Here is a 13,559-nt window from a genome sequence, read left to right as displayed (position 1 = left end):
TCAGATAGGACTGCTATATTACCAAGTGATAATTCAATTATTTGTTCAAATTTTTCCATGTCTTCGGGTAGAGAGGGGTGTTTTTTCGGTAACGGATTTGTCAAACTTTGTTTGTCAAACTCCATAGAATATATTATCTTGGACGTTGAAACTGGCCATGGCATTTATCAAGATACAGAACGTTGTCATTAACACCAGCTACGTTGCCGCAGTTAAACTAAATCATCAAACAAGCTCTGGAGAAAAAAGCGTTTCTGTCCTCATAGCTACTCCCAAGTTTCCATTGTTCCAAGAGGGAACAATTTGTCAGAATCCACAGGAATTATGCCATTCTGAATGGATTGAATTTACTGGTTCAGCAGCTAACGCACTGCAAGACTATTTTACGAGTTTCAACAATGTCATCGACCTGTTACCACAACATCAGGAGTCGAGCATTATATAGCATTTTTGGCAAAAATTGCTGTGTCATTGCCAAAATCCCTAGAAATGCTAAGAGCATGAACTCACCAGGGTGGTATCTCTTTATGTGGTGTTGATTTGAACAGAATCTTTTACTCTTTGCAGATAGGATAGCTGCTTCAAATAGGAAATAATCCTTCTTTGACTCGCCACACAAATCGCCGCAGCTAAATAAACCACGCTACTCACGATTACTCTAGGTCCTATGTCTGCTCATCCAATTGATACTGCCTTGGCGGAATTGTCAGCCCAGATAAACACTTTTGAGAAGGCTGTGTATAAGTTTATTGAGGAGAAAAAAATGATGTCTGATAAATCCTTGTCAGTTAACAAGATTAACAGAAAATTACAACATAATCCTGTAGCCATCATTGGTATGGCTTCTCTTTTTGCAAAATCTAGAAACTTAAAAGAATACTGGCAAAACATTATTAACAAAACAGACGGAATTACGGATGTTCCATCGACCCACTGGAATATAGAAGATTACTATGACTCCAATCCTAGAACACCAGAGGAAAAAACCTACTGCAAAAGAGGCGGGTTTATCCCTTCTGTTGATTTTAACCCGATGGAATTTGGGATTCCCCCCAGCATCTTGGAAGTAACAGATGTTGCACAACTATTGAGTTTGGTCATTGCAAAAGAAGCAATGGAAGATGCAGGCTATGACACATCCTGCGAGTTTAATCGTGAAACTGTTGGGGTTATTTTAGGTGTGGCGGGAAGCCAACTGGGATTACCACTTGCTGCTAGGTTGGAGTATCCCGTTTGGGAAAAGGTGCTTAAAAGCAGTGGTTTATCCGATGAGGATACGCAAAAAATTATCAAGAAAATCAAAAGCGCTTACGTCAACTGGGATGAGAATGCTTTCCCCGGCATGTTAGGTAACGTCGTTGCAGGCAGAATTGCCAACCGCTTAAATTTAGGCGGAATAAACTGCGTTGTCGATGCTGCTTGTGCCAGTTCATTAGCTGCTTTAAAAATGGCAATTAGTGAGCTCCTAGAGCATCGTTGCGACATGATGCTGACTGGTGGTGTTGATACTGACAACACCATCATGGCTTACATATGTTTCAGCAAAACGCCTGCTGTCTCTCCTAGCGACAACGTCAAACCCTTTGACGCCAAGTCTGATGGGATGATGCTAGGTGAAGGTATCGGTATGGTTGTACTCAAGCGCCTAGAAGACGCTGTACGGGACAACGACAAAATCTACGCTGTCATTAAAGGAATTGGCACCTCCAGCGATGGACGGTATAAAAGCATTTATGCACCCCGACAAGAAGGACAAGTCAAAGCCTTACAGCGTGCTTATGAAGATGCAGGCTTTGCACCTAAGAGTGTCGGTTTGATTGAAGCTCATGGCACAGGTACGATGGCTGGTGACCCCACCGAATTTGCCTCTATAAAAGAATTTTTTGGGGAACAAAACTCAAAAAGGCAGTACATTGCCCTTGGCAGTGTTAAATCCCAAATTGGACATACCAAAGCTGCTGCGGGTGCCGCAAGCTTAATCAAAACGGCTTTGGCTTTGCATCACAAGATACTACCACCCACAATTAACGTTACTCAACCCAACCCCAAATTCAACATTCAAAACTCGCCGTTTTACTTAAATACCGAAACTAGACCCTGGATTCGTGCCGAAGGGGAAGCGCCAAGACGTGCGGGTGTGAGTTCTTTTGGCTTTGGCGGTACAAACTATCACGTCGTTTTGGAAGAATACGAAGCCGAACAAGAGCGTGCTTACCGTATACACAATACTGCCAGTGAGGTGTTGCTGTTTGCTCAAACTCCTGCACAGTTATTAGCAAACTGTGAAGAAGTTTTAGGTAAATTGCAATCTGAGGACGGAAATAGAAATTATGTAGAACTTGTAGAGGCGTGCAAATCACAAGACATTCCTCTAGACGCCGCCAGAGTCGGATTTGTTGCAGATTCTCGCGCTGAGGCTTGCAAATTGCTGCAAACCAGTATTGAGTTACTGAAAAACAAAGCGACAGCCCCATCGTGGGAGCATCCCCACGGAATTTACTACCGCTCCTCTGGTCTTGAGTTGGCTGGAAAAGTCGTTGCTTTGTTTTCTGGCCAAGGTTCTCAATACTTGGATATGGGTCGGGAATTAGTGATGAATTTTCCCACCCTGCGGCGTCTGTTCGGCTACATGGATAGCCTTTTACTCAAAGATAATTTGCCACCGCTTTCAGAGATTGTGTTTCCCCATCCCGTGTTTGAGGAGATGGAAAAAAATGCCCAAATTGCAGCATTACAGCACACAGAATATGCTCAACCCGCAATTGGGATGTTGAGCGCAGGGCTATATAAAATATTGCAACAAGCTGGGTTTAAGGCAGATTTCGCCGCAGGGCACAGCTTTGGAGAACTCACAGCTTTATGGGCTGCGGGTGTTTTGAGTGAAGAAGATTACTGCTTTTTGGTAAAAGCTAGGGGTCAAGCAATGGCAGCTCCCCAAGACCCTGATTATGATGCTGGAGCAATGCTGGCTGTCAAAGAAGAAGTCGGCAAGGTAGAAGCAGTTCTCAAGCAATTCCCTCAGGTGACAATTGCTAATCTCAATTCACCTCGTCAAGTGGTGTTGGCAGGACCTGCAGCAGAAATAGCAAAAGTGCGGCAGGCTCTACAAGAACAAGGATATGCAGCCGTTTTGTTACCTGTGTCGGCAGCCTTCCATACACAGCTGATTGCTTTCGCTCAGAAAGCCTTTGCCCAAGCCATCAAGAGTGTCAGTTTCCAAAATCCGAAAATACCTGTTTACACGAATGTGACAGGAAAGCAGTATTCCAAGGAAGCAGCAGATATTCAAAGAATTCTGGAAACTCACCTCTCCAACGCGGTGCTGTTTAAGCAGGAAATTGAAAATATTTATGCCGCAGGCGGTTCTTGTTTTGTTGAATTTGGTCCAAGGAAAATTCTCACAGGTTTGGTGAAAGATATTTTGGGCAATCGCCCCCACTTAACTGTCGCTTTGAACCCCAGCACCTCAAAAGACAGCGATCGCTCCTTAAGAGAAGCCGTCGTGCAGTTACGCGTAGCTGGAAGTCCCTTGAAAAACCTCGACCCCTACCAGTTGCCACAAACTATTCCTGCAACCGAGAAAACCAAAGGGTTGAGAGTGCCTTTAAATGGCATTAACTACGTGTCAGAAAAAACAAAAATGGCATTTGAGCAAGCTTTGCAGGATGGGCACAAAGTGAAATTGTCTGCAAGCAAATCTGAGGATAACACTCCTACCGTCTCAGAGCTATCCCCAGCTACACTCACCACCATTACCGCCACTCCCACAGCAACGGTTGCAGAAACCAACGGACACACAAATAAATCCCTACTCCTTGCTAACCAAAAGATTGAGGACAACGGAACAAATGGAAGAGGACAAGGAGAATTTTTAAACACTCCCCTGTCTCTCTCATCTCTCTCCACTCCCCCTACTCCCGCCACTCCTTCACCTCAACCCATTCCACAGCAGAAAATGCAACCAAATTCAGATAAACCCGTGAATTATCAACAGGTTTTAGCAAGCTTAGAATACGTCCTGGCGCAATTCCAGCAAAATCAAAGCGAAAGTTTACAAGTTCACGGGCACTATCTCAACCATCAGATGGAATATGCTAAAACCTTTTTCCAACTGATGCAGCAGCAGAATTCTTTATTTGCCAACAGCAAATCTTCACAAGAAACTGCAGAGCTACTCCCAGTTCTCATGGAAAGCTTAGGGCGTAGTATGATGCAGTTTCAGGCTCAACAAAGTGAAACTTTACGCATCCACGAGCAATATCTTGAGGCTCAAGTAAAATACACCAAAAACTTTTTTCAACTCATACAGCAAGAGTACTCACAGATCATTGATGGTAAGCTGGCGATGACTCAACCTGTCGTGTCCTCCGAGATAACGACAGCTGCAAATCAAGAACACCAACGTCTCATTGCTTTAGATACAAAAACTACCACACAAGACAGCCCTGTTCCTCTCACTCATCAGATAGCAGCAACTGAGGCACAACCCGTAGTCAAAATGGATGCCCAGTTGCATACACTTGTAGAAATTGGCACTCAAACCCAGATAGACAAAGCAACAGATTTTGTAGGGGATACGGATGCTTTCTCTGTCAGTCCCACAAATAACTTATCCGTTGCTCCTCTCCCCATCTCTTCACCCATAGTCACCGAAACTGTAACACTCAAGACAGAAACCGCTCCCACAGATTCTTCTACAACCATCTCTAATGTCAGCGTGAATGTGGCTGATTTGGGTAAAAACCTGTTAGCAATCATCAGTGACAAAACAGGCTACCCAGTCGAGATGTTGGACATGAACATGGATATGGAGGCAGACTTAGGGATTGACTCTATTAAGCGTGTAGAAATTCTGGGGACAATGCAGGAAATGTACCCAGACTTGCCCAAACCAAATGTCGAAGAACTGGGAGAACTACGCACCATTGGTCAAATTGTCGAATGTCTACAATCTCATGCCTCTCCATCCGTTGCTGTGAAATCCATTGCTGTAGAAACGACTATTTCCACACAAGAGGACATAAGAATACCTGAGCAAGTGGAGACAGAAAATTCTTCCGTCTCCCCATCACCCCACCTCCCCATTTTCCCCACAACCTCATTCACTGAAAGTGTCACACTCAACACTGAAATAGAACCAGCAGATACAGATTTGCCAGACTTGGGTCAAACCTTGTTGGCAATCACCAGTGAAAAGACGGGGTACCCAGTAGAGATGCTGGATTTGAGCATGGATATGGAAGCGGACTTGGGGATTGACTCCATTAAGCGTGTAGAAATTTTGGGGACAATGCAAGAAATGTACCCCAACTTGCCCAAACCGAATGTGGAAGAACTGGGAGAACTACGCACCATTGGTCAAATAGTGGAGTATTTGCAAAAGTTAGCTGGTACAGAAAAAAAAAAGTCTCTGAACCAGTCTTCCAACCCATCGGGTAACTTAAACAACAATCCTCTGCGCCGTCAAGTCAAACTGAAAATTCTGCCTCAACCAGATTTTTTAGATTTCACCTTACCAGAGGGGCACGTCGGTATACTCACCGATGATGGCTCCCTCACCACTTCCACATTGGCTCAATCACTCACAGAGCAAGGCTGGAAAATCGTTGTTTTAAGTTTCCCGTCATCGCTCGTTCCACAACACTCTCCTTTACCCTCAGGGGTGAATCGCGTAAATCTCGCAGATTTAAGTGAGGAACATCTGCAACAACAATTAGCCGCCATCGCCACTCACTATGGTTCGATTGGTGCTTTCATCCATCTCAATCCGGTATTTGAGGTCATTCGTAACGGCAAAATCCCCTATCCAGAAGAGGAAAAGGCAATTGTCAAGTACGTCTTTCTCATGGCAAAACATCTGAAGAAATATCTGAATGAAGCCACAGATTATGGGCGCAGTTGTTTCTGCACGGTTGCTCGTCTCGATGGAGCCTTTGGGTTAGGACAAAATATTAACTTTGGTCCTATTAGTGCTGGTTTATTTGGATTAACTAAAACTCTCAACTGGGAATGGCAACAGGTGTTTTGCCGAGCAATTGACCTGAGTCCTCACATTGATGCCCAAGAGTCAGCAGGTCACATTTTTGCGGAGCTACACGACCCTGATCGTTATATTACCGAAATTGCCTACGGTTCACACGGACGAGTCACCCTGATTAGTACACCCGAAATTTAACAGGATGGGGAGATGGGGAAGCAGAGGGAGAAAAGGAAGTAGAGAAAGACAAATTCATCTCTTTATCTCCTCCCCTCCTCCACTCCTTCTCTCCCCCACTCCCTCCACATCCACGCTCACCTGAAACTATGCCCAATAATCAAGCAATTCATTATATTGGTCGGGTTCTTGATAAAGAGAAACAAGCTCCTATAAGTGGAGCTAAAGTCACAATTAATCTGCCTGGTTCTTCACTTGTCATACACAGTGACTTGGAAGGAATTTATAAATTTCAAGTCCCATTTGATAACAGCAGCGTTCTTGAAGGAGAAATAACGATAGAAGCCAAGGGCTACAAAACATATTATTCCTTTATTAGACTATTAGCTTATGAAAGAGACCTAGGTGATATTCGACTTGTTTATCCTCAATCTCAACATTATCAAGAAGCCGAAAATGATAGTAATCTACTACCAATTATAGCAGCTATCATGGTAGTATTAGCTTTAATTTTAGCGGCACTAACTTTACCTCCGCCTCAAGAAACGCCGCCTTTAGAAAACCCCGACAATCGCATAAACCTTCAACAACCATTTCACGTTTCCAGAAATACTATTTCTGAAGGTTTTCCTTCTTCAAGATTTTCTCAACACAAGTATGAAATAGCCTCTTAATTGAAAAATTAAAAGAGGTTAAAACATCAATTTTTCCTAACAAGAAGATAAGGTAAACGGAGAATTTATGACACTAACAACCAAGATTAGTCCCACATCGGTTTTTCTCGTTAGTGGTGGTGCAAAAGGCATTACAGCTAAGTGCGCCATCAAATTGGCACAGCAGCATCCTTGCAAATTTATCCTCATAGGTCGTTCAGAACTCCTAGACAGAGAACCAGATTGGTCTAAAGATTGTTTTGATGAACCAATGTTAAAAAAACGCATTATGGAATACCTTCTCTCACTTGGAGAGAAGCCCATACCCATGAATGTACAAAAGCTATACAACAAAATTATCTCCAGCCGAGAAATCAAACAGACTTTAGAAGCCATTCAACAAGCTGGAGGTCATGCCGAATATTTGAGTGCTGATGTCACTGATGGAGATAACCTAAAGCAGAAACTTGCTACCTTAGTTGAGCGGACTGGACCAATTACTGGTATCATACACGGCGCTGGTAATTTAGCTGATAAATTGATTGAAAAGAAAACAGAACAGGATTTCGAGAAGGTTTATACTGCCAAAGTTAAGGGGTTGGAAAATCTTCTATCTTGTATCAAACCTAATCAACTTGAGTATTTGGTTTTGTTTTCTTCCGTAACAGGTTTTTACGGTAATATTGGTCAGGCTGACTATGCGATCGCCAACGAAATTCTCAACAAATCAGCACATCTGGTCAAGCAACGCTACCCTCAATGTCATGTCGTGGCTATAAATTGGGGTGGCTGGGAGAGTGGTATGGTCACACCAGAATTGAAAAAAGAGTTTGCCCGACGGGGTATTGGCATTCTTCCCGTCGAAGTCGGGACGCAAATGCTCGTCAACGAACTACATCCTGCTTATCAGGGAACAGCACAAGTTGTCATTGGTAGCCCTCTAGTTCCGCCTCCCGCACCGCTCAATCCCGAACTGCGAACCTATCGCATCCGTCGCCAACTGTCACTCGAAGCCAATCCCTTTTTACTGGATCATGTGATTGCTGGTAAGCCAGTTTTGCCAGCGACTTGTGCAGTGTCCTGGATTGTGGATTCCTGTGCCCAACTTTATCCAGGCTATAGATTTTTCAGTTATAAAGATTTCAAAGTTCTCAAGGGAATTACTTTCAATGAACCTCTAGCAAGTGAATATATCCTAGATATACAAGAAATTGCTAAAACTGATACTCAAGAAATCATCTTTCAGGCGAAAATCTGGAGAAAAAATCCCGAAGGAAAAATCAATTATCATTTCAGCATTGCTGAGGTACAACTCGTTCGAGAACTGCTTGCTCCTCCCACTTATGAATTCTTGAATATCGCAGAAGATAACATCATTACTATAACTGGTAATGATTTCTATCAAACAGGAAAATCATCAATATTTCCCTTATTTCATGGAGCTTCTTTTCAGGAACTCAGAAGGGTGTTAAACATTAACCACGAAAAAATTACCACTGAATGCGTTTGGAATGAAATCACAGATAAACAACAAGGACAATTCCCAGTCAGGTCGGTCAACCCTTATGCAATTGACTTGAGTACTCATACCCTGTGGATTTGGATGCAGCATTTTCATCAAGCAATTTGCTTGCCTGCAGCGATCCAAAAATATGAGCAATTCACAAACATCCCATGCAATACGCCTTTTTACGTCTCTTGCGAAGTTAAAGCGAAGACAGCAAGCAGCATTATCGCCGATCTCATCATACACGACAGCCAAGGGCGAGTCTATTCACGTATGTTGGGAGCTAAGGGGGTTATTATACCGACCCAATCCGTCCTAGGAACCAAGTAGTAGAACAGAATTTTTCAATCATTCAGGATAAGGAAATAAGCCGTGGAAAAGATAGCAATCATCGGATTCTCATGCCTCTTTCCCGATGCCAAAAATCCTGAAGAATTTTGGCATAATCTTATTCAGCAGAAAGACTCAACATCATCAGTCACTGCTGTTGACATGGGAGTAGACCCGCAAGTTTTTTATGATCCTCTCAAAGGTAAACCAGAGAAAATCTATTCTTTGAAGGGAGCATTCATCCGTGACTTTCAGTTTGATGCCACTGGATATAAGTTGCCTGGAGAATTTTTGCACAGCTTAGATAATACCTTTAAATGGTCACTTGCTGTGGCGAAACAGGCATTGCAATATAGTGGGTATTTGGGAAATGAAACTGCTCTCGCCAAATGTGGAGTGATATTGGGCACTCTGTCCTGGCCGACCAAATTCTCCAATCAATTATTCGCTCCCATGTATCAGCAGGTACTAACACCTGCGGTTCGAGAGCTTTTACAGCGTGAAGAATTCGATTTGCCTGCTTTAAGAACATCTGTAGAAGCTTCAACCTACAATGCCATGATTTCTGGCTTGCCGGCTGCTATTATCGCCCAAGCCCTTTCTCTCTCCAATATTCATTTATGTATTGATGCAGCTTGTTCTTCACCATTGTATGCTACTAAGCTCGCATCTCATTATCTCTGGACGCACAAAGCAGATTTGATGTTAGCAGGGGGAATTAGCTGTTCCGACCCTCTGTTTTCGCGAATGTTGTTTTCAGGTATCCAAGGATATCCAGAAGACGGTGAGATTAGCCGTCCCTTAGATCAGTCTTCTAAAGGACTCATGACCGCTGATGGAGTTGGGATGGTCGTGCTGAAACGATATAGTGATGCCCTAAGAGATGGCGATCGCATTTATGCCACCATCAGCGGTACTGGACTCTCCAACGATGGTCGAGGGAAACACCTGCTCAGTCCAAGTTCTAAAGGACAAATTCTCGCTTTTGAGCGCGCTTACAAAGAAGCACAAATCAGTCCAAAAGACATTGATTACTTGGAGTGCCATGCGACTGGGACATTATTGGGAGATACCACCGAATTCAACTCAGTAGAAACTTTCTTTGGTCAATATCAAGCAGTTCCTCTGGTAGGTTCTGTCAAGGCTAACGTTGGTCACCTCCTTGTCGCTGCTGGTTCGGTTAGCTTGATTAAAGTACTTTTAAGTATGTCCAAGGGTGTCATACCACCGACAATCAATGTCACTGACCCCATAGGAACTGACAACAACGTCATTTCACCTGAACGAATTGTCAGAAGTCCCGCTAAGTGGTCTCAAAAAGCACCAGTCAAACGGGCAGCTCTGAGTGCTTTTGGTTTTGGGGGAAACAACGCACACATGATTTTGGAGCAAGGAGTAGAGGGAGTCGGGGGAGTAAGGGGAGCATCTTCTCCCCTTTCTTCCTCCACTTCCCTCTCTCAACCTGTGCCACCTGCCAAAATTGCCATTGTAGGCATGGATGCCTTTTTTGGCTCCTGCAATGGATTAGATGCTTTTGACCGTAGTATTTATGATGGAACTCAGCATTTTATTCCCTTACCCTCTAACAGATGGCAGGGCTTAGAAGACCAAGAAGACTTACTTAAGAACTATGGGTTACCAAACGGTAAAGCACCCGTAGGGGCATATATCCAAGATTTGGAAATTGATACCCTATCTTACAAAATTCCCCCGAATGAATTATCTAAGCTGAACCCGCAACAACTGTTACTTCTGAAAGTCGCTGATCGCGCCTTGAAAGATGCGGAAATTAAAGAAGGTGCAAATGTCGCAGTCATCATCGCCGCAGAGACGGAATTTTCTGTTCATCAGTTACAGCAGAGATGGAATTTGTCTTGGCAGATTAAAGAGGGTTTGATTGCTGGAGAAATTTCCTTAAGCGCTGACAAAATTGCTCAACTAGAAACCATTGTTAAAGATGCGCTTCACCATCCAGTGGAGATCGGCGAATATGTGAGTTACATCTCCAACATCATGGCGAGTCGAGTTTCTTCGTTGTGGGATTTCACAGGTCCGACATTCACCATCACTGCTGGAGAAAATTCCACGTTCAAGGCCCTGGAAATAGCACAAATGCTACTGAGTGCTGGGGAAGTAGATGCTGTCGTTGTGGGTGCTGTTGATTTAGCTGGTGGAATGGAAAGTGTGTTGTTGCGAAATCAATTAGGACAAATTAATACAGGAGTAAATACCTTAAGTTACGACCAAAAGGCGAATGGTTGGACGGTTGGCGAGGGTGCGGGAGCAGTCGTGCTAAAGCGCCACGACACAGCCAAAAAAGAGGGCGATTGCCCAAAGGGCAGTGGCAAAGCCAATCGCATTTATGCAACCATCGATGCCATCAGTTTCGGACAACAGTATTCTACATCCAATAACTTGGACAACCGTCTAACAACACCTGATGCAGCAGCCGTCAACTCTGTCTGCCGACAAGCTTTCGAGATGGCAGGTATTAAACCTACAGACATTGAATATTTAGAAGTTTGTGGTAGTGGCATTCCCCAAGAAGATGAAGCCGAAATCAAAGGTTTAGTCCAGGCTTATCCAGCGGATAAAAATGGTCTCAACTGTGCAATTGGCAGCGTCAAGGCAAATATCGGTCATACATATGTAGCGTCGGGAATTGCCAGCCTGATTAAAACGGCTCTTTGTCTCCATCACAGATACATTCCCGCAACCCCCAAATGGTCTGGAGTCAAAAACCAAGAGGTTTGGCAGGGTAGTCCTTTCTATGTCGCCCCAGAATCAAGACCTTGGTTTTTAAGCAAAGAAGCTAAAAAGCGAGCCGCTGCGATTAATAGCATGGGAATTGATGGCACTTATGCCCACGTTATCTTATCAGAAGAGCCTGATCACGAACAGCGCCACAGCAAGTATTTGGAGCAAACGCCTTATTATCTATTTCCCTTAGCAGGTCATAATCGCTCCAATTTACTAGACCAGATTAACGCTCTCAAAACAACCATCGAAAATTGTACTTCGTTAGCCGTTGCTGCAAGCCTTACTTTTGCTCTTTATAAAGAGCGTGTTGAGGCAAATTATGCCCTTGCAATTCTTGGACGGAACAAAAACGAATTAGTAAGAGAAATTGAAGCTGCGCTCAAAGGTGTGAATAATGCCTTTGAAAACGGGGAAGACTGGCAAACACCAACTGGCAGTTATTTCACAGCTAAACCACTGGGTAAAAAGGGTGGTGTAGCATATGTTTATCCTGCTGCGGTCAATTCCTATCTTGGCATTAGTCGCAATCTCTTCCGCTTATTCCCCAGAGTTCACGACGACTTAGCAATCAAAAGCGTTTTTAGTGTTGTCGCCGACATTGCGAAGCTCGTCTTTCCCAGAAGCTTGAATAAATTATCAACCAGGCAGCTGGAAAATCTCGAACAGCAATTCCTCAATGATTCCTTGGCAATCTTTGAAACTGATATAGGCATTGCCAGACTCCTGACGACAATTATCCGAGATGATTTTCAGGTGAAGCCAAAATATGTTTTTGGGTATAGCCTGGGCGAGACTAGCATGATGTTTGCGATGGGGGTCTGGAGCAACTTTAGCCAAGGGATTAACACCTTTCACGCATCTCCTTTGTTTGGAGACAGGATATCTGGACCGAAAAAAGCCGTACGCGAATTTTGGGGATTACCATCAGCACAACAATCGCCAGACGATGATTTCTGGAGTACATATCTTTTGATGGCGGCCCCATCCCAGGTTCAAGAGTGCCTCAAAAATGAAAATCGCGTCTATTTAACTCAGATAAATACACCAGAAGAAGTTTTAATCGCTGGTGATACAGCCGCCTGTCAGAGAGTGATTAAAACTTTGGGTTGCAACGCTTTCCGCGCTCCCTTCAACCATGCAATCCATTGTGAGACAATGCGGTCTGAGTACGACGAAATCGCTAGAGTCAATACCCTACCTTCACAAAATATACCGGGCATTGCTTTTTATTCCTCAGCTGAGTACAAACCCATCACACTTGATAGTGATGTCATCGCTCGTAGTCTTGCGAAAACCTTATGTCATCAGGTAGATTTTCCTCGATTAGTGAACCGAGTTTACGAGGATGGGGCAAGAATATTCGTCGAAGCAGGGTCTGGCAATGTTTGTTCTCGATGGATTGATAAAATCCTAGAAAACAAAGAACATATGACCGTATCTCTCAACAGAAGAGGTATAGATGACCATACTTCTATTATCAGAGCATTAGTAAAACTCTTCAGTCATGGTGTTTCTCTGGACTTATCACCTTTGTATAGTCAGACAACAGAAACATCCAGTCAACTTAAACCGACTGTGAGAACTGTCAATTTGGGTGGAAACAGAATTGTTCCCAAAATTTGGAGTGACGAAAACTGTAAACTTTTCCAAAACTTAGCTACAAAAAAACCTCTTCATCTTGTTAATAACCAGTCTGAGAACATTCCTCTCTCGAGAGATTCTGAACTCACAAATTCTCCTCAAAACTCAAGCAGTATCCACAATGGTGAAAGTTATTACCGCAACATCACCCTATCAAAGACTAATCAAGAGGAAGAAAAAGTGAAAAATGCCAACAATAACAGTTTTGAGTCCAGGGAAGAGATACAATCTTGGGAGTCAACTGTCACTCAGGAAATAATTTCTCAATCCATTCCGCACTTATCTACTGCTACTCAAAAATTTGGCTACGCAGTGACTCTAAACGAATTAAATCAGTCTCAGTACAAAAAGTTGAGCGCTAATAATTCAAGCATTAATAAAGCTCACGCTGATTTCTTAAAATCCAGACAAGAATTTAGCCAACAAATCAGCGAAATCATTCAATTACAATTGGCTTGTGCTGAAAATTTACTTAGTTAGTTGTTAGTTCTTAGTGGATAGTTGTTAGTTCTCA

At 43.4% G+C, this 13,559-nt stretch carries 5 protein-coding genes; all 5 read left to right on the top strand.

Annotated elements, in window-relative coordinates:
• The first annotated feature begins 157 nt into the window (after positions 1 to 157).
• The 5 genes from MAS10914_RS0120600 (at position 158) to MAS10914_RS0120580 (ending at position 13,525) form a co-directional block, all read left to right on the top strand.
• Positions 158 to 445, top strand: coding sequence for a hypothetical protein (locus tag MAS10914_RS0120600; protein WP_017317838.1), 288 nt, complete (start codon positions 158 to 160; stop codon positions 443 to 445).
• A 222-nt stretch (positions 446 to 667) separates the two neighbouring features.
• On the top strand, positions 668 to 6,175 hold the full coding sequence (locus MAS10914_RS0120595; RefSeq protein ID WP_017317837.1) for a type I polyketide synthase: 5,508 nt from the start codon (positions 668 to 670) through the stop codon (positions 6,173 to 6,175).
• A 128-nt stretch (positions 6,176 to 6,303) separates the two neighbouring features.
• Positions 6,304 to 6,828 (top strand): peptidase associated/transthyretin-like domain-containing protein, encoded by a 525-nt coding sequence (locus MAS10914_RS0120590; protein ID WP_017317836.1) that lies wholly within the window; start codon positions 6,304 to 6,306, stop codon positions 6,826 to 6,828.
• A gap of 67 nt (positions 6,829 to 6,895) precedes the next feature.
• Positions 6,896 to 8,644: an SDR family NAD(P)-dependent oxidoreductase gene (locus MAS10914_RS0120585; RefSeq protein ID WP_017317835.1), complete on the top strand. Its 1,749-nt coding sequence runs from the start codon at positions 6,896 to 6,898 to the stop codon at positions 8,642 to 8,644.
• Between the two features lie 42 nt (positions 8,645 to 8,686).
• Positions 8,687 to 13,525, top strand: a complete 4,839-nt coding sequence (locus MAS10914_RS0120580; protein WP_017317834.1) for a type I polyketide synthase — start codon at positions 8,687 to 8,689, stop codon at positions 13,523 to 13,525.
• Positions 13,526 to 13,559 lie beyond the last annotated feature (34 nt).

It is taken from the genome of Mastigocladopsis repens PCC 10914 (assembly GCF_000315565.1).
Lineage (GTDB): Bacteria > Cyanobacteriota > Cyanobacteriia > Cyanobacteriales > Nostocaceae > Mastigocladopsis > Mastigocladopsis repens.
The sequence above is the reverse complement of the archived record's forward strand: the minus strand, read 5'-3'. Positions and strand labels throughout refer to the sequence as shown.

Coding starts and splice junctions, on each gene's coding strand:
- MAS10914_RS0120600 (WP_017317838.1), top strand. CDS start 158: ATGGCATTTATCAAGATACAGAACGTTGTCATTAACACCAGCTACGTT.
- MAS10914_RS0120595 (WP_017317837.1), top strand. CDS start 668: ATGTCTGCTCATCCAATTGATACTGCCTTGGCGGAATTGTCAGCCCAG.
- MAS10914_RS0120590 (WP_017317836.1), top strand. CDS start 6,304: ATGCCCAATAATCAAGCAATTCATTATATTGGTCGGGTTCTTGATAAA.
- MAS10914_RS0120585 (WP_017317835.1), top strand. CDS start 6,896: ATGACACTAACAACCAAGATTAGTCCCACATCGGTTTTTCTCGTTAGT.